The organism is Pseudomonas sp. 300 (genome assembly GCF_055803035.1).
In genome coordinates this window covers 303,196-320,990 of sequence record NZ_JAVLRV010000001.1, presented here as the reverse complement: position 1 = coordinate 320,990, position 17,795 = coordinate 303,196, and the positions used below count along the sequence as shown (strand labels likewise).

The window sequence follows — 17,795 nt, the reverse complement described above, 5'->3', positions numbered from 1 at the left end:
GTTTGGTTTTTGCATTTTCCTGGTATCGGCGCGTTATTCACGCGCACGCCCTGCTCCAAAAGAGGTCCTGATGACCATTAGCGACGCACTGCATCGATTGCTGCTCGACAACCTGACCACCGCCACCATTCTGCTCGACGCCGAACTGCGCCTCGAGTACATGAACCCGGCGGCAGAGATGCTTCTGGCCATCAGCGGCCAGCGCAGCCATGGCCAGTTCATCAGTGAGTTGTTCACCGAGTCCACCGAAGCACTGAACTCCCTGCGCCAGGCGGTCGAACAGGCGCATCCGTTCACCAAACGCGAAGCGATGCTGACGGCCCTCGCCGGCCAGACGCTGACCGTCGACTACGCGGTAACCCCGATCCTGGCCAACGGCGCCACCATGCTGCTGCTGGAAGTCCATCCGCGCGACCGATTACTGCGAATAACAAAGGAAGAGGCGCAACTGTCGAAGCAGGAAACCAGCAAGATGCTGGTGCGCGGCCTCGCCCACGAGATCAAGAACCCGCTGGGCGGGATTCGCGGCGCGGCCCAGTTGCTTGCCCGCGAACTGCCGGAAGAAAGCCTGCGCGATTACACCAACGTCATCATCGAAGAAGCCGACCGCCTGCGAAATCTCGTCGATCGCATGCTCGGCTCCAACAAGTTGCCGTCGCTGGCCATGTGCAACGTCCACGAAGTGCTGGAACGCGTCTGCCACTTGGTCGAGGCCGAAAGCCAGGGCTGCATCACATTGGTGCGCGATTACGATCCAAGCATTCCCGACGTATTGATCGACCGTGAACAGATGATTCAGGCGGTCCTGAACATCGTGCGTAACGCGATGCAGGCCATCAGCAGCCAGAACGAACTGCGCCTGGGCCGCATCACTATGCGCACCCGTGCCATGCGCCAGTTCACCATCGGCCACGTACGCCATCGCCTGGTGACCAAGATCGAAATCATCGACAACGGTCCCGGCATTCCTGCGGAACTTCAGGAAACCATCTTCTTTCCGATGGTCAGCGGGCGCCCGGACGGTACCGGACTCGGCCTGGCCATTACCCAGAACATCATCAGCCAGCACCAGGGCCTGATCGAATGTGAAAGCCATCCAGGCCACACCACCTTCTCGATCTTTCTGCCACTGGAACAAGGAGCCACATCGACATGAGCCGTAGTGAAACCGTGTGGATCGTCGATGACGACCGTTCTATCCGTTGGGTCCTGGAAAAAGCCTTGCAGCAGGAAGGCATGACCACGCAGAGCTTCGACAGCGCCGATGGCGTGATGAGCCGCCTGGCGCGCCAGCAGCCGGACGTGATCATCTCCGACATTCGCATGCCGGGTGCCAGCGGTCTGGACCTTCTGGCGCGGATTCGCGAGCAACACCCACGGCTGCCAGTGATCATCATGACCGCGCACTCCGATCTGGACAGCGCTGTCGCGTCTTACCAGGGCGGCGCGTTCGAATACCTGCCCAAGCCGTTCGATGTCGACGAAGCGGTGTCCCTGGTCAAGCGCGCCAACCAGCACGCCCAGGAACAGCAAGGCCTGGAAGTCCCGGTCGCCCTGACCCGCACACCCGAAATCATCGGGGAAGCGCCGGCGATGCAGGAAGTGTTTCGCGCCATCGGGCGCTTGAGCCACTCCAACATTACCGTGTTGATCAACGGTGAATCGGGTACGGGTAAAGAACTGGTGGCCCACGCCCTGCACCGCCACAGCCCACGGGCTGCTTCGCCGTTCATTGCGCTGAACATGGCGGCCATCCCGAAAGACCTGATGGAATCCGAGCTGTTCGGCCATGAAAAAGGCGCGTTCACCGGCGCGGCCAACCTGCGTCGCGGACGTTTCGAACAGGCGGATGGCGGCACGCTGTTCCTTGATGAGATCGGCGACATGCCGGCGGACACGCAGACCCGTTTGCTGCGCGTACTGGCCGACGGCGAGTTCTACCGCGTCGGCGGCCACGTGCCGGTCAAAGTCGACGTGCGGATCATCGCGGCGACTCACCAGAACCTGGAAACCCTGGTGCACGCCGGGAAATTCCGTGAGGACTTGTTCCACCGTCTCAACGTGATCCGCATTCATATTCCACGGTTGTCGGACCGTCGCGAAGACATCCCGACCCTCGCCAAGCACTTTCTCAGCCGTGCCGCGCAAGAACTGGCGGTCGAGCCGAAGCTGTTGAAAAGCGAAACCGAGGAATACCTGAAGAACCTGCCGTGGGGCGGTAACGTCCGTCAGCTGGAAAACACCTGCCGCTGGATCACGGTGATGGCTTCGGGTCGCGAAGTGCACATCAGCGACCTGCCGCCGGAGCTGCTGAGCCTGCCGCAGGATTCGGCGCCGGTGACCAATTGGGAGCAAGCGCTGCGCCAGTGGGCCGATCAGGCGCTGGCGCGCGGTCAGTCGAGCCTGCTCGACACCGCGGTACCGGCGTTTGAGCGGATCATGATCGAGACTGCGCTCAAACATACGGCTGGCCGCCGCCGCGATGCCGCGGTTTTGCTGGGCTGGGGGCGTAATACCCTGACGCGCAAGATCAAGGAATTGGGGATGAAGGTAGATGGTGGGGATGATGATGAAGGGGAAGAGGGTTAATCAGCCTTCAATTTCCATCGTTGCTTAAATCCATTCGCGGGCAAGCCTCGCTCCCACAGTGATCTTCAGTGTGTTCACGATTGCGTGAACACCATTGAACCCTGTGGGAGCGGGCTTGCCCGCGATGCTTTTGGGGACGGCCGTGCACCGCCTGAATGCACCGTGAACCGCAATCGCGCACGGCAACTGATCCGAAATCCTGCCTGCGTTCGCAATCCAAGCCTTATCGAAAAAACACGAAAGCCCCGTAATCCGGGGCTTTCAGCGTTTCGAAGCGGCTTTCTGTTTCAACTTGTTAAAACCTGGCACGCCCCCTGCAATAGTCCATTCAGTGATTCAGTTCACTACCCGGTTTCGGGGACCTTGGTACAGGCAGGCCGGGGATTCCCCTCTTTACATCGGGCTCACACCGCACTTGCGACGAGCCCAAACAGTTTTGGGGCCCTTGATACAGGCAGGTCAGGGGTTCCTTCTTTACACCGGGCTCACGACGCAACGCGCGAGCCCTGCCGTTTTGGGAACCTTGGTACAGGCAGGCCGGGGATTCCCTCTTTTATTGCTCTCGGAGATGGATCTCCAGCCGCCAGCGGTCATCGACCTCGCTACCGGCCCACTCGCCTTGCAGTGGCCGGGCCGCCACCACCGACAGCAACAATCCCCCATCACTCAAACGCACGCGCCAGTTCACGCTCTTGTCGTTGAGCTTGAGCTGGCCTTTCTGTGCTTTGCCTTCAGCCTCGAACAGCAATGCCAGGCTACCGTCGACGAACTCGCCGTGGGACTTGGGCTCGTTGTTGAACCACACCACCAGCCCGTCGTTCGTCACGTCGACTTGCTGCAGTTCGCTGGGGTCGGGCGTGGTCAGGCGACCGATCATCAGCCCCACCATCACCCCGACAATCGCCAGCGAAGCCATCACGCGGGGGAATAGTTTCGATCGGACATCCGCTTGCGGCGTAGAATGCCCGTCATCTTTACCTTCGGAGCCGTGCATGTTTCACGTCATCCTTTTTCAACCAGAAATTCCGCCGAATACCGGCAACGTTATCAGGCTGTGCGCCAACAGTGGCTGCCACCTGCATTTGATCGAACCGCTGGGCTTCGAGATGGACGACAAGCGCCTGCGCCGGGCCGGCCTCGACTATCACGAGTATGCCACCCTGCAACGCCATGCAGACCTCGCCAGCTGTCTGGAGAGCCTTGGCCATCCACGAATGTTCGCGTTCACCACCAAGGGTTCGCGGCCGTTCCACGACGCGAGCTTCGCCGAGGGTGATGCCTTCCTGTTCGGCCCTGAAAGCCGGGGCTTGCCCGCCGAAGTGCTGGATGCCCTGCCCGGCGAACAACGTCTGCGTTTGCCGATGCGCGAAGGCTGTCGCAGCCTGAACCTGTCGAACACCGTGGCGGTTGCCGTGTACGAAGGCTGGCGCCAGCTCGGTTTCAAATAACGCCACAAACCAATGTGGGAGCGAGCCTGCTCGCGAAAGCGGTTTGTCAGGCGACATTGATGTCTCTGACACTCCCTATTCGCGAGCAAGCTCGCTCCCACATTGAAATTGCTTTGGTGTTTAAATCGCTTATTGAACGGTCGGAGTCTCGCCCGCCGCCTGCATGCGTTGCAGTTCTTGTGCGTACAGTGCGTCGAAGTTCACCGGGGCCAGCATCAGGGCCGGGAACGAACCGCGAGTCACCAGGCTGTCCAGGGTTTCACGAGCGTACGGGAACAGGATGTTCGGGCAGAACGCGCCGAGGGTGTGGCTCATCGAAGCGTCGTCCAGGTTCTTGATCAGGAAGATCCCGGCCTGTTGCACTTCAGCGATGAACGCCACTTCGCCGTTCTCACCGTTTTTCACGGTCACGGACAGGGTCAGCACGACTTCGTGGAAGTCGCCTTCCAGCGCCTTTTGACGGGTGTTCAGATCCAGACCGACGCTCGGCTCCCACTGCTGGCGGAAGATCGCCGGGCTTTTCGGAGCTTCGAAAGACAAGTCACGTACGTAGATGCGCTGCAAGGAGAATTGCGGTGCGGTTTCTTCTTCGCTGGCTGCAGTGTTCTGTTGGTCAGTCATCTCAGATCCTTTCTGATCTTGGGGTCTTATAGGGAAGGCATTCAGGCCTTGAGCATGGCGTCGAGCTTGCCGGCGCGCTCAAGGGCAAACAAATCATCACAGCCACCAATATGGCGCTCGCCGATCCAGATCTGCGGCACGGACGTACGTCCGGCCTTCTGGGCCATGGCGGCGCGCACCTGCGGCTTGCCATCGACCTTGATCTCTTCGAAGGCCACGCCTTTGTTCTCGAGCAGGTACTTGGCTTGCGAGCAATAAGGGCAGTAATCGCTGGAATAGACGACGACGTTGCTCATATCACTTCACCAGCGGCAGGTTGTCGCCTTTCCAGCTGGAAATACCGCCGGACAGCTTGGCGGCGGTGAAGCCGGATTTCATCAGTTCGCGAGCGTGAGTGCCAGCGGTCTGGCCCATGGCGTCGACCAGGATGATGGTCTTGGCCTTGTGCTTTTCCAGTTCGGCGACGCGAGCCGCCAGTTTGTCGTGAGGAATGTTCAACGCGCCAACAATGTGACCGGCGGTGAAATCCTTGACCGGACGAATGTCGATCACAACGCCCGCATCCTTGTTGACCAGCCCGGTCAGTTCACCGGTGCTCAGGCTGCGGCCGCCGCCTTGCATCTGATAGGCGATCAGCAACGCCAGCAGTACGACGAAGATACCGACGAGCAGATAGTGGTTAGTGGCAAATTCAATCAGGTGAGCAACCATCGAAGGAGGTTCCAGGGCGTTAAAATGTCGGCCAGTATACACAGCCACTATGGTGGGCCAAACCCCGTCCGGCGGTGACGCCGTCGGAACTTCGCTTTAAACTGCCACTCCCTTTTCCATTGCCCTCTTTTAACTCAGCCACGAGTGGAATCCATGACTACCACGCCTAAACCTTTGGTCCTGATCATCCTCGACGGCTTCGGTCACAGTGAGAGCCCTGAATCCAACGCCATCTATGCGGCGAAGAAGCCCGTACTGGACCGCCTGTGGGCCACGGTGCCGAACGGTCTGATCTCGGGCAGCGGCATGGACGTCGGTCTGCCGGATGGCCAGATGGGCAACTCCGAAGTCGGCCACATGAACCTGGGCGCCGGCCGTGTTGTGTATCAGGACTTTACGCGCGTGACCAAATCGATCCGCGACGGCGAGTTTTTCGAGAACCCGACCATTTGCGCTGCGGTGGATAAAGCCGTTGCCGCCGGTAAAGCCGTGCATTTCATGGGCCTGCTGTCCGATGGCGGGGTTCACAGCCACCAGGATCACCTGGTCGCCATGGCTGAACTGGCCTACAAGCGCGGCGCCGAAAAAATCTACCTGCACGCCTTCCTCGACGGCCGTGATACGCCGCCGAAAAGCGCCCAGTCGTCCATCGAACTGCTCGACGCGACCTTCCAGGCCCTCGGCAAAGGCCGGATCGCCAGCATTATTGGCCGTTACTTCGCCATGGACCGCGACAACCGCTGGGACCGCGTAGCCCAGGCTTACAACCTGATTGTCGATGGCAACGGCGAATTCAATGCCGCCACCGCTCAGGAAGGCCTGCAGGCCGCGTACGAACGTGGCGAGAGCGACGAATTCGTCAAAGCCACCTCCATCGGTGAGCCGGTGAAAGTCGAAGACGGCGACGCCGTGGTGTTCATGAACTTCCGCGCCGACCGCGCCCGCGAACTGACCCGGGTCTTCGTCGAAGACGATTTCAAGGATTTCGAGCGTGCTCGTCAGCCAAAACTGGCCGGCTTCGTCATGCTGACCCAATACGCCGCCAGCATCCCAGCCCCCTCGGCCTTCGCCGCCGGCAGCCTGGACAACGTGCTCGGCGACTACCTGGCGAAAAACGGCAAGACCCAACTGCGCATCGCCGAAACCGAGAAATATGCGCACGTGACCTTCTTCTTCTCCGGCGGTCGCGAAGAACCGTTCCCGGGCGAAGAGCGCATCCTGATCCCGTCGCCGAAAGTCGCCACTTATGACTTGCAGCCGGAAATGAGCGCGCCGGAAGTCACCGACCGCATCGTCGATGCCATCGAAAACCAGCGTTACGACGTGATCGTGGTCAACTACGCCAACGGCGACATGGTCGGCCATAGCGGCGTGTTTGATGCAGCGGTGAAAGCCGTGGAATGCCTGGACCTGTGCGTCGGCCGCATCGTCGATGCGCTGGAAAAAGTCGGTGGCGAAGCGCTGATCACCGCCGACCACGGCAACGTCGAGCAAATGGCCGACGCCTCCACCGGCCAGGCGCATACCGCTCACACCACCGAACCGGTGCCGTTCATTTATGTCGGCAAGCGTGATTTCAAGGTTCGCGATGGTGGGGTGCTGGCGGATGTGGCGCCGACCATGTTGAAGCTGCTGGGCCTGGAAAAACCGGCGGAAATGACCGGGACTTCGATACTGGTGTAATCGGTCTTTAAAACACCACCAAACCCTGTGGGAGCTAGCCTGCTAGCGAATGCGGAGTGTCAGCCAAGATCAACGTTGCCTGACCCACCGCATTCGCTAGCAGGCTAGCTCCCACACTAGTTTTCAGTGTTTTGCAGGCCGGTTATCACACAGCCCCAATTGGGCGTTTTTTTTGCAGCGTGGGGCGGGCATACTAGGCCGTCCCTTTCCCTGGTATCACCCGCCTCTATGCTTCGCGTCCTGATAGCCCTTGCCCTGACTTGCCTGCTCCAACCGGCCTTTGCTGACGAGCGCGCGCAAACCCAACAACAGTTGGACGCCACGCGTCAGGACATCGCCGAGCTGAAAAAACTGCTGGGCAAGCTCCAGGAAGAAAAATCCGGCGTGCAGAAAGACCTCAAGGGCACCGAGACCGAGATGGGCAAGCTCGAGAAGCAGGTCGAAGCCCTGCAAAAAGAGCTGAAGAAAAGCGAATCCGAGCTGCAGCGTCTCGATGGTGAGAAAAAAAAACTCCAGAGCGCGCGCACTGAACAGCAACGACTGATCGCCATTCAGGCCCGCGCGGCCTATCAGAACGGCCGCCAGGAGTATTTGAAGCTGCTGCTCAACCAGCAAAACCCGGAAAAATTCGCCCGCACCCTCACCTATTACGATTACCTGAGCCAGGCCCGCCTTGAGCAGTTGAAGAGTTTCAACGAAACCCTGCGCCAACTGGCCAATGTCGAAAAAGACATCGCCCTGCAGCAAGCGCAATTGCTGGTGCAAAAGAGCAGTCTCGACAGCCAGCGCGACGAACTCGACAAAGTCCGTCAGGAGCGCCAGCAAGTCCTCGCCAAACTCAGCGACGACGTAAAGGCGCGCGACCAGAAGCTGGCCGCCCGCGAGCAGGATCAGGCCGACCTGTCTAAAGTCCTTAAAACCATCGAAGAAACCCTGGCTCGCCAGGCTCGAGAGGCAGAAGAAGCGCGGCAAAAAGCGCTGATTGCCCAGCAGGAAGCCGAAAAAAAGCGTTTACGTGAGGCCGAGGCTCAAGCAGATGCCACCGACGCCCCACGCAAACCCGTCAAATCGACACCCGGCGCACTGGTATCCAGTTCAGGCGAGACCTTCGGCGGCCCTTTTGCTTCAACTCGCGGCAAACTTCCATGGCCGGTTGATGGTCGACTGCTGGCACGCTTTGGTGAAACCCGTGGCGACGACGCCCGCACCAAGTGGGACGGCGTGATGATCAGCGCCTCCGCCGGCAGCCAGGTGCATGCCGTGCACGGCGGGCGCGTGGTGTTTGCCGATTGGTTGCGCGGTGCCGGTCTGCTGGTGATCCTCGACCATGGCAACGGTTTTTTGAGTCTTTATGGTCACAACCAGACGTTGCTCAAGTCTGCGGGTGACGTGGTGAAAGCCGGTGAGTCCATCTCCACTGTCGGCAACAGTGGCGGGCAGGACACACCAGCACTGTATTTCGCAATTCGTCAGCAGGGTCACCCGAGTGATCCGGCGCAATGGTGCCGCGCGCAAGGATAGGCGTTGAGTCACCTACATTAGGAGTTCGTTCGACATGCTGCATTTGTCCCGTCTTACCTCGCTGGCCCTGACGATCGCCCTGGTGATCGGCGCGCCTCTGGCGTTCGCTGCTCAACCGGCTCCGGCGGTCGCGCCTGCGGGCACTGCGGCAACCACCAAGGCGCCGTTGCCGCTGGAAGAGTTGCGCACCTTTGCCGAGGTCATGGACCGGATCAAGGCAGCCTATGTCGAACCGGTGGACGACAAGACCCTGCTGGAAAACGCCATCAAAGGCATGCTCAGCAACCTCGACCCGCACTCCGCCTACCTGGGCCCGGAAGACTTCGCTGAATTGCAGGAAAGCACCAGCGGCGAATTCGGCGGCCTGGGCATCGAAGTCGGCGCCGAAGACGGGTTCATCAAGGTGGTTTCGCCTATCGATGACACCCCGGCGTCCAAGGCTGGCATTCAGGCCGGCGACTTCATCGTCAAGATCAACGGTGCGCCGACCCGCGGCCAGACCATGACCGAAGCCGTGGACAAGATGCGCGGCAAGATCGGCCAGAAAATCACCCTGACCCTGGTTCGCGATGGTGGCACGCCGTTCGACGTGACCCTGGCCCGCGCCATCATTCAGGTGAAGAGCGTGAAGAGCCAACTGCTGGAGTCCGGCTACGGCTACATCCGTATCACCCAGTTCCAGGTCAAGACCGGCGACGAAGTCTCCAAGGCCCTGGCCAAGTTGCGCAAGGACAACGGCAAGAAGCTCAAAGGCATCATCCTCGACCTGCGTAACAACCCGGGCGGCGTGCTGCAGGCGGCAGTGGAAGTGGTCGACCACTTCATCACCAAAGGCCTGATTGTCTACACCAAGGGCCGCATCGCCAATTCCGAGTTGCGCTTCTCCGCCACCGGCAAAGACGAAAGCGAAGCCGTGCCAATGGTTGCGCTGATCAATGGCGGCAGTGCCTCGGCCTCGGAAATTGTTGCCGGCGCCTTGCAGGATCAGAAACGCGCGGTGGTCATGGGCACCACCAGTTTCGGTAAAGGTTCGGTACAAACCGTGCTGCCGCTGAACAACGACCGCGCGCTGAAGATCACCACGGCGCTGTATTACACGCCGAACGGCCGCTCGATCCAGGCTCAGGGCATCGTCCCGGACATCGAAGTACGCAAGGCCAAGATCACCAGCGAGCAGGACGGCGAGTACTTCAAGGAAGCCGATCTGCAAGGCCACCTGGGCAATGGCAACGGCGGCGCCGACAAACCGACCGGTTCCGCCGGCAAGGCCAAGGCAATGCCACAGGATGATGATTACCAGTTGGCCCAGGCCTTGAGCCTGCTCAAAGGGTTGAGCATCACCTCCGGCCGCTGAGATGCGCCTGCGGTTAGTTCTCGGTCTGCTGTGCTGTCTGGCGGGTGTTGCTCACGCGGCGCCCGCCCCGCAAAAAGCCTACATCAGCCTGATCATCGATGACCTGGGGCAGAACCTGCCCCGGGATCGCCGCGTGCTGGCCCTGCCCGGCCCGGTGACCACGGCGATCATGCCTGACACACCCCACGCCACCGAATTCGCTCGCGAAGCCCATCGCGCCGGCAAGATCGTTATCCTGCACATGCCGATGGACCCGGCCACGGGGCCGTTCGCCTGGCACCCCGAGTTACCCATCGAAGAACTCGAAAAGCGCCTGAACACGGCGTTCAAGGTGGTGCCATATACCGCTGGCATCAACAACCACATGGGCAGTCGCATGACCGCACAGCAACCCGCCATGGCCTGGTTGATGGCGGATTTGCAGCGCCGACACAAGTTATTCGTCGACAGCCGAACCAGCGCGCAAACCGTGGCAGCAGCCGAGGCACAGAAGATCGGTTTGGCGAGTGTATCGCGGGATGTGTTTCTGGATGATGAACGCACTGAAACCGCAATTTTTACTCAGCTACAGACGGCTATCAGCCTGGCGCGCAAGCAGGGTTCTGCAGTGATGATCGGGCATCCGTATCCGCAGACTCTGGCGGTACTGGAACGTGAGCTGCCCAAGCTCAAGGCTCAGGGCATTGACTGGATCGATATCAAACAGATGATCAGTGTGCGCGGCAATCGTGCAACGGCAGCGCACGGCAAGGATGGCCAGTACCGTCTCCCGACCGCACGGTAGTTCCTCGCAGCCCACTCCATTTCGCGATAACTATTTATACCTGCCGGTACACCGCCGCGTGCCACGATAGCGCTCACCCTGAATTTCATCACCAAGGAATGGACATGAAATATCTCAGCTTCTTTTGCTTCGCCGGCCTGATTGGCCTGTTGGCTAATTCCGCAGTGCAGGCCCGCGATCTTGGCGAAGGCGCTATCAACGACTCACCGTCAAGGGCACTGCAAAACAGCGAACATTTTTATGAAACCTGGAGCGGCGTGGGACGACTCAGCCTCCAATCCGGCGAGAGCTGCAGCGCCGTTCTGCTGGACACGCGAAACAGACACCGCCAAGCCACTGGCCCTGCTTATCTGCTCACCAGCGGTCATTGCGTGCTCTTTCAATACGGTTCGGCGCGGACCAATCAGCCTTTGGAAGCCAGCGTCACCTTCCACTACTTTCATGACATGCCACAGCGTAAGCGCCGATACGCCATCCGAACTGCCCGATGGAGCAGTCTGGTCGGGACCGATCTTGCAGTACTGGAGGTCGACGCGACATTGGCGTCGCTGATACAGGCCGGGGTCAACCCGCTCAAGCTGGCGCCCCATCAAACCTACGAGCGTCAGGATGTGCTTAACGTTGGCGCGCCGGGTGGCTTTACCGAACAGGGGCTTCGATTGAGCGCCTGCGCTGAACAAACCGCCGGAACATTCATCGATCATCCCGGGGTGTTCCCTTTAGCCATGAAAAACAGCTGCGACCTTTACGCTGGCAGCTCCGGTAGCCCGATGCTGAACCGCCGCACCAATGAAGTCACCGGCATCGTCAGTAAAATCGCGATGTCGCGCAATACCCCAGCGCCGCCCGGTTGTGAGCACTCGACGTCTTGCAAGGCCGCCCGTTTCAACTACAGCTACTCCGCCAACTTTCTTCACAACTGCTTTACTGACGGTGTCTTCACCAGAGATGGGGCGAACTGTTCATTGGAGCCGGTCGAGCTGACTGTCACGGAGCCCTGGAAGTTCAAGCCATACGTTCATAGAACGCAAAATGCAGATGGGCAGATCGTATTGCCTACGTGGGATTTCAGGTTCTCCCTCGAGGCGCCCTTCTATCGCCACAAAACGGTCCATAACGCCAGGGACTGCAAAGCTTCCGACAATTACAGCGCCGCCATCAGCGCTGAAGAGGCTTACATCAATAGTGAAATCGGGCCACAAAGCGGCGCACATGCGCTCTGTATTATCGGCGTCGCCTCAGGGGAACAGCAGCTGACAAGCGCGACGCTGAATAACGTGTTTACAAGTGCCGTGTACTTGAGCGCGACGCCGGCCGCTCCGTCTCAGGTTGTATCGAAGTGATGGCTACAGATACTTCGCCATGATGTCGTCCACCACACCTTCCTTGCGTAGCTGATCCAGCGCGGCTTGCAGCTTGGCGACGGTTTCATCCGGAACGTCTTTATTCAACGCCAGGTACAACTCGGCACTATTGAAGCGCAGCACGGTTTTGAGTCCTGTCACCCCATCCTGACGCGCCAGATAGCGGCCTGCCGGGTCACCAGTGGCCCACAGGTCGATCTGACCGTTGACGAGTTTTTTTGCGTTGTCCTGATCGCGCAGCACAACGACCGGCTTCAGTCCCTGCTTGGCTAGCGTCTCGGCAATCGCATCGCCCTTGTAGGCGCCGATCTTGTAATTGCGCGCCTGATCCAGCGTCTCGAGCGTGATCTTGCTGTCAGCCTTGGCCAGCATGATCCAGTCGTCCGGACCAATCGGGCCAACCCACTTGAACAGCTTCTCGCGGTCCGGCAACCGCGCCATCACAAATACGCCGTAACCGGGTTTCTCCAGGGCGAGCTTATAGATTCGCTCCCAAGGGAAACGCAGGGTCAGGCTGTAGGTAATGTTGGCGCGTTTGAACATCTCGCGGACGATGTCCACGGCAATGCCGTTGATGTTCTCGTCCTGAGCGAAGTTCTTGCCGTTCTTCGCCATGTTGTACGGCGGGAAATTTTCCGTGAGCAACACCAGATCGGTGTCGGGACTTTCTTCAGCGTGCACTCCATTGATGAGCAACAGATAAGCGCTGGCAAGGACAAGAAGAAGGCGTTTGATCATGTCGGGCTACCGAAATCCATGGCGTGCCCAAGAGTGCCTTGAGCCCGCCATACTGTCTACTGGCCTTTTGATAACAGCCTTATGTAGATCGTTAAAATAATGGGTGTCACGTCACTGCGATAGATAGTTACCGCACTCCACCGCGCCGCATCTGATTAATTGCCAATACCCGGCGACGGGCCGGTTTTTTTCATATTAATCAGAGACCACTTTCAATGAATCCGATCCCCTTACTGCTTACCAGCGCTATGTGCTCACTGAGCGCTCCGTGCTTTGCAAACGGCAGTGATTATGGCGAAGGCCTGCAGAACCTGGCGCCTTCGGTAGTGCTTGAAAACACCAACGGCTCCCGCGACCACTGGCAAGCGATCGGGCGCCTGGCGACCGGCTTAGGCAACTGTACCGCGACCCTTCTGGATACACGCGATGAACCCGAGCGGCCAGGAACTCCCGCTTACGTGCTTACTGCAGGCCACTGCATCGAATTGACCAATGGCAACATCGTCACAGACAGACCGGTTAACGGCACCCTCACATTCAACTATTTCACTGACAGCACCGCATTCAAGACCTATCCGCTTAAGACGACGACATGGCGGAGCATACAAGGCGTTGATATGGCCATCGTCGAGCTGGATGTCAGCCTGCAGAAGCTCATCGAGAATGGCATACAGCCATTGAAACTGGCGCGCGAAAAACCCGTAGACGGGACCGACGTATTGATCGTCGGGGCACCATATGGCTTTGATCAAAACACGCTGCGGATGTCGGCCTGTGCTCTGCAACCGGCGCAGGAAATCGTTGAAGGCGCCTGGGTATGGCGCAACACGTTCATGACTCGTTGTCAGGATGTCCGGGGAGGCGGTTCAGGAAGCCCGCTACTGGATCGCGCCTCCAATGAGATCGTTGGAGTGATCGGGACAGGAAATTTTGATGAAAGCCTTGTTCCATGCCGCGTGGATGCCCCGTGCACCCCCGTTGGAGAGGCTTATCAGGCAATACCGGGAAATGTATACGGTAATCCGACGGCATTTCTCAATGGGTGCTTCGTGGAAGGTCGGATCGCAAAAAAACCGCCGTCGTCCTGCCAACTCTTCCCGGCGTTCACCATCGACACCGACGCTACCACGCTGGAAAGTTACCAACGGGTCAAACATCAGGATGACGGCTCAATTGCCATTCCGACCTGGAACTACCGATTCTCCATCAGCACCGGCTTCTATCGTCATAAAACCGTGCGCAAGGCAATGGAGTGCGAGAGCCCTCATCACTACAGCGATGCCGAGGGCTCAACAAATGCTTTCATCAATTCCGAAATAGGGCGTGAACCCGGTCTCTATGTTCTGTGCATTGTCGGCGTTGATTCTGCGACGCAAAAACCCGAATCGGGACTTCTGAAAAATGTACTGTCCCTGCCAGTCGAGATACTGGATAACAAGCCAACCACCCCGCCAGATCTGTCGATCGTGACCGAAGTCTATGTGGCCCTGGCGAAAGCGGAGGAGCCGCACAGGACCTATTCGATAAAATATGGTCCCGTCGCAACGACAGACTGCGTTCAACCTGAAAACTACAGGAACGACGTGGACATGGATTTCTTCATTCCAGGCCACGACCTTCCGGGGAAGCTCTGCTCCATCGCCTACGATAAATCGGGGCAGGCGTCAGAGCCGAGGGTCGACTTGCTGCCTGCGGCAGGCACTCAAGAGGCGGCGCCCCTCAAGGCTGAAGTTGCCAACTGACATCGGTCCGGAAGTTTTTCCGGACGCGTTATCGCATCACGATCCCGCGATGGGCCATGTAGGCCTTGGCTTCCTGCACGGTGTATTCGCCGAAGTGGAAAATACTCGCCGCCAGAACTGCGCTGGCGTGACCTTCGATAATGCCGTCGGCCAAATGCTGCAGGTTGCCGACGCCGCCGGAGGCGATCACCGGAATACCCAGCGCATCGCTGATGGCGCGAGTCACGCCCAGGTCGAAGCCGTTTTTCATGCCGTCCTGATCCATGCTGGTCAGCAGGATTTCACCGGCACCCAGGCCTTCCATCTTCTTCGCCCACTCGACGGCGTCGAGACCGGTTGGCTTGCGCCCGCCGTGGGTGAAGATTTCCCAGCGCGGGGTTTCGCCCGGGCCGGAGACCTTCTTCGCGTCGATGGCGACGACGATGCATTGAGAACCGAAATGTTGCGCAGCCTCGCCAACGAATTCCGGGTTGAAGACGGCGGCGGTATTGATCGACACCTTGTCCGCGCCGGCATTCAGCAAGTTGCGAATGTCCTGCACGGTGCGCACGCCGCCGCCAACGGTCAGCGGAATAAACACCTGGCTGGCCATGCGTTCAACGGTATGCAGCGTGGTGTCGCGACCGTCGACGCTGGCAGTGATGTCGAGAAAAGTAATCTCGTCCGCACCCTGCTCGTCGTAACGACGGGCGATTTCCACCGGGTCGCCGGCATCACGAATGTTCTCGAACTTCACACCTTTGACGACCCGGCCGTTGTCCACGTCCAGGCAAGGGATGATGCGTTTGGCCAGCGCCATGGTCAGTCCTCAGCCTTTGTACGAATCGCAGAAAGCTTGCGCTTCAGCGACGTCGAGGGTGCCTTCGTAGATCGCCCGGCCAGTGATCGCGCCGATGATGCCTGGCGCCTTGGCGTCGAGCAGCGACTTGATGTCACCGAGGTTGTGGATACCGCCGGAAGCGATCACCGGAATGCGCGTGGCAGCCGCCAGCGCAGCGGTGTACGACACGTTGCAGCCCTGCATCATGCCGTCTTTGGCGATGTCGGTATAAACGATCGCGGACACACCGTCAGATTCAAACTGCTTGGCCAGGTCGATAACGTTCACGGTGCTGATTTCAGCCCAGCCATCGGTAGCCACGAAGCCATCTTTGGCATCCAGGCCGACGATCACCTTGCCCGGGAACGCGCGGCAGGCTTCAGCAACGAAAGCCGGATCTTTCACGGCCTTGGTGCCGATGATCACGTAGCTCACGCCCGCTTTCACGTAGTGCTCGATGGTTTCCAGGGAGCGGATACCGCCGCCGATCTGAATCGGCAGGTTCGGGTAGCGCTTGGCGATGGCAGTGACCACTTCACCGTTGACCGGCTGGCCTTCGAAGGCGCCGTTCAGGTCGACCAGATGCAGACGACGGCAACCGCCCTCCACCCACTTGGCGGCCATGCTCACCGGGTCATCGGAGAACACCGTGGAATCTTCCATGCGGCCCTGGCGCAGACGAACACAGGCACCGTCCTTGAGATCGATAGCGGGAATAATCAGCATCTGGCAAACCTTCAAATTCGATTGTTCAGCTTCGCTCGAAAATCAGTTTTTCTCGAGCGCCCACAGGTCGCTTTCGATGCTTTCGAACCTCTCTTTGAGGTGCGTCTGCACATCGAAAATCGCCCTGTTGTAATAGTGCGGAGCAATTTCGCGGGTAAACAGCTCAAGGATTTCGGCCGCTTCGAACGAACCCAGGTCCAGTTCGAAGCGATCCTCCATGAAGCGCTTGATCTTGTGATTGGCCTCGGTCTCCTGTTCGGGAGTGAGGGTCAGGATCGGCGGCTTCTTCTTGACGGCCATTTACCAGCGACCATCCCACGCAGCGAAGTTCTGCAGCAATTGCAGGCCATGGGTATGGCTCTTCTCCGGGTGGAACTGCACCGCGAAACGCGAGCCATCGGCCAGCGCTGCGGCGAAATCGACACCGTAGTGACCGCCACCCACCACCTGCCGCGCATTGCCGGCAGCGATGTAGTAGCTGTGCACAAAGTAGAAACGCGCCAGGTCCGGAATGTTGTGCCACAGCGGATGCGAGATCGTCTGCTTCACTTCGTTCCAGCCCATGTGCGGGACTTTCAGGTGTTCGCCGTCTTCAACAAGGCCTTTGCCGAAAAACTTCACCGCGCCCGGGAACAGGCCGATGCAGTCGACGCCGTCGTTTTCTTCACTGCTGTCGAGCAAAGCTTGCATACCGACGCAAATGCCGAGGAACGGACGGTCCTGGCTGACTTCACGCACCAGCGAATCGAAGCCCAGGCGACGAATCTCCGCCATGCAATCGCGAATCGCGCCGACACCGGGGAATACCACCCGGTCAGCTTCGCGGATCACATCGGCATCGCTGGTGATCAGGACCTTGCCGGCACCGACGTGCTCGAGGGCCTTGGCCACCGAGTGCAGGTTGCCCATGCCGTAATCGATAACCGCGACCGTCTGCATTACAGAACGCCTTTGGTCGACGGCATCTGACCGGCCATGCGGTCATCGAGCTCTACGGCCATGCGCAATGCGCGGCCGAATGCCTTGAACACGGTTTCGATCTGGTGGTGGGTGTTGGTGCCACGCAAGTTGTCGATGTGCAGACTGACGAGCGCGTGGTTGACGAAGCCCTGGAAGAATTCCTGGAACAGGTCAACATCGAAACCGCCAACGGTGGCGCGAGTGTAGGGAACATGCATCTGCAGGCCTGGACGGCCGGAGAAGTCGATCACCACGCGCGACAGCGCTTCATCGAGCGGCACGTAGGCGTGGCCGTAGCGACGGATGCCTTTCTTGTCGCCGATGGCTTTGGCGAAGGCCTGACCCAGGGTGATACCGACGTCTTCCACGGTGTGGTGGTCGTCGATATGCAGGTCGCCCTTACTGACAATATCCAGGTCGATCAGCCCGTGACGGGCGATCTGGTCCAGCATGTGCTCAAGAAAAGGAACACCGATATCAAATCGGGCCTTTCCGGTGCCATCCAGGTTGATCGAGGCTTTGATCTGGGTTTCCAGAGTATCGCGCTCGACTGACGCCTTACGTTCGGCCATCACCAGCTCCGCAAAATCATTGGGCGAAAAAGGCAGCCATTATAGGGGCGCGGGCGGGAAACAGAAACACGGGAGGTGATATCGCTGACGGAGGGAATTCAGGGGTGTCGGAGATAGACATGTCCATACAAGCCAATCGGACGGAATACAAAACAAATGTGG

19 protein-coding genes are annotated in these 17,795 nt (G+C 59.2%); 9 read left to right on the top strand and 10 right to left on the bottom strand.

What is annotated here, in order from left to right:
- Positions 1–70 precede the first annotated feature (70 nt).
- Positions 71–1,156 (top strand): nitrogen regulation protein NR(II), encoded by a 1,086-nt coding sequence (gene glnL / locus Q7W83_RS01530; protein WP_473655590.1) that lies wholly within the window; start codon positions 71–73, stop codon positions 1,154–1,156.
- A complete protein-coding gene (ntrC, locus tag Q7W83_RS01525; RefSeq protein WP_017336064.1) occupies positions 1,153–2,589 on the top strand; it encodes a nitrogen regulation protein NR(I) in 1,437 nt (478 codons plus the stop codon). The genes glnL and ntrC overlap by 4 nt, the downstream gene beginning before the upstream one ends.
- A gap of 553 nt (positions 2,590–3,142) precedes the next feature.
- Here the strand turns inward: ntrC and Q7W83_RS01520 are convergent.
- Complete coding sequence (locus tag Q7W83_RS01520; protein ID WP_150631803.1) at positions 3,143–3,583, bottom strand: hypothetical protein; 441 nt, start codon at positions 3,581–3,583, stop codon at positions 3,143–3,145.
- Between Q7W83_RS01520 and Q7W83_RS01515 the strand changes: the two genes are divergently transcribed.
- Positions 3,582–4,037: a tRNA (cytidine(34)-2'-O)-methyltransferase gene (locus tag Q7W83_RS01515; protein WP_473655589.1), complete on the top strand. Its 456-nt coding sequence runs from the start codon at positions 3,582–3,584 to the stop codon at positions 4,035–4,037. The two genes, Q7W83_RS01520 and Q7W83_RS01515, sit on opposite strands and share 2 nt — an antisense overlap.
- Before the next feature lie 129 nt (positions 4,038–4,166).
- Here the strand turns inward: Q7W83_RS01515 and secB are convergent, their stop codons facing one another.
- The 3 genes from secB to Q7W83_RS01500 are packed head-to-tail and all read right to left on the bottom strand — an operon-like array spanning position 4,167 to position 5,369.
- Positions 4,167–4,658, bottom strand: a complete 492-nt coding sequence (gene secB / locus Q7W83_RS01510) for a protein-export chaperone SecB (protein ID WP_027922165.1) — start codon at positions 4,656–4,658, stop codon at positions 4,167–4,169.
- Positions 4,659–4,699: 41 nt separating this feature from the next.
- Complete coding sequence (gene grxC / locus Q7W83_RS01505; RefSeq protein ID WP_473655588.1) at positions 4,700–4,954, bottom strand: glutaredoxin 3; 255 nt, start codon at positions 4,952–4,954, stop codon at positions 4,700–4,702.
- Between the two features lies 1 nt (position 4,955).
- Positions 4,956–5,369: a rhodanese-like domain-containing protein gene (locus Q7W83_RS01500; protein WP_150631804.1), complete on the bottom strand. Its 414-nt coding sequence runs from the start codon at positions 5,367–5,369 to the stop codon at positions 4,956–4,958.
- 153 nt (positions 5,370–5,522) lie between these two features.
- On the opposite strand from Q7W83_RS01500, the gene gpmI reads away from it, so the two are divergent.
- The 5 genes from gpmI to Q7W83_RS01475 all read left to right on the top strand — a co-directional run bounded on the left by gpmI (position 5,523) and on the right by Q7W83_RS01475 (position 12,054).
- On the top strand, positions 5,523–7,052 hold the full coding sequence (gene gpmI, locus Q7W83_RS01495) for a 2,3-bisphosphoglycerate-independent phosphoglycerate mutase (protein ID WP_458378006.1): 1,530 nt from the start codon (positions 5,523–5,525) through the stop codon (positions 7,050–7,052).
- A 228-nt stretch (positions 7,053–7,280) separates the two neighbouring features.
- A complete protein-coding gene (locus Q7W83_RS01490) occupies positions 7,281–8,573 on the top strand; it encodes a murein hydrolase activator EnvC family protein (RefSeq protein ID WP_150631806.1) in 1,293 nt (430 codons plus the stop codon).
- A gap of 34 nt (positions 8,574–8,607) precedes the next feature.
- Positions 8,608–9,927, top strand: a complete 1,320-nt coding sequence (locus Q7W83_RS01485) for a S41 family peptidase (protein WP_150631807.1) — start codon at positions 8,608–8,610, stop codon at positions 9,925–9,927.
- 1 nt (position 9,928) lies between these two features.
- On the top strand, positions 9,929–10,711 hold the full coding sequence (locus Q7W83_RS01480) for a divergent polysaccharide deacetylase family protein (protein ID WP_150631808.1): 783 nt from the start codon (positions 9,929–9,931) through the stop codon (positions 10,709–10,711).
- Between the two features lie 104 nt (positions 10,712–10,815).
- Entirely contained in the window at positions 10,816–12,054 is a 1,239-nt protein-coding gene (locus Q7W83_RS01475; protein WP_150631809.1) for a trypsin-like serine peptidase, read from the top strand.
- Between the two features lie 3 nt (positions 12,055–12,057).
- Here Q7W83_RS01475 and Q7W83_RS01470 read toward each other — a convergent pair whose 3' ends face one another.
- On the bottom strand, positions 12,058–12,813 hold the full coding sequence (locus tag Q7W83_RS01470) for a substrate-binding periplasmic protein (protein WP_150631810.1): 756 nt from the start codon (positions 12,811–12,813) through the stop codon (positions 12,058–12,060).
- Between the two features lie 215 nt (positions 12,814–13,028).
- On the opposite strand from Q7W83_RS01470, the gene Q7W83_RS01465 reads away from it, so the two are divergent.
- Positions 13,029–14,555, top strand: coding sequence for a trypsin-like serine peptidase (locus Q7W83_RS01465; protein WP_473655587.1), 1,527 nt, complete (start codon positions 13,029–13,031; stop codon positions 14,553–14,555).
- Positions 14,556–14,583: 28 nt separating this feature from the next.
- Here the strand turns inward: Q7W83_RS01465 and hisF are convergent, their stop codons facing one another.
- The 5 genes from hisF to hisB are packed head-to-tail and all read right to left on the bottom strand — an operon-like array spanning position 14,584 to position 17,633.
- The gene (gene hisF, locus Q7W83_RS01460; RefSeq protein ID WP_007972752.1) at positions 14,584–15,354 is read right to left on the bottom strand and encodes an imidazole glycerol phosphate synthase subunit HisF; all 771 of its coding nucleotides are present in this window, start codon (positions 15,352–15,354) and stop codon (positions 14,584–14,586) included.
- Between the two features lie 9 nt (positions 15,355–15,363).
- Positions 15,364–16,101, bottom strand: coding sequence for a 1-(5-phosphoribosyl)-5-[(5-phosphoribosylamino)methylideneamino]imidazole-4-carboxamide isomerase (hisA, locus tag Q7W83_RS01455; RefSeq protein ID WP_150631812.1), 738 nt, complete (start codon positions 16,099–16,101; stop codon positions 15,364–15,366).
- A 42-nt stretch (positions 16,102–16,143) separates the two neighbouring features.
- The gene (locus Q7W83_RS01450) at positions 16,144–16,401 is read right to left on the bottom strand and encodes a DUF2164 domain-containing protein (RefSeq protein ID WP_150631813.1); all 258 of its coding nucleotides are present in this window, start codon (positions 16,399–16,401) and stop codon (positions 16,144–16,146) included.
- Positions 16,402–17,040 (bottom strand): imidazole glycerol phosphate synthase subunit HisH, encoded by a 639-nt coding sequence (gene hisH, locus Q7W83_RS01445; RefSeq protein ID WP_150631814.1) that lies wholly within the window; start codon positions 17,038–17,040, stop codon positions 16,402–16,404. It lies immediately after the preceding gene.
- Entirely contained in the window at positions 17,040–17,633 is a 594-nt protein-coding gene (gene hisB, locus Q7W83_RS01440) for an imidazoleglycerol-phosphate dehydratase HisB (RefSeq protein WP_003218037.1), read from the bottom strand. The genes hisH and hisB overlap by 1 nt, the downstream gene beginning before the upstream one ends.
- Positions 17,634–17,795 lie beyond the last annotated feature (162 nt).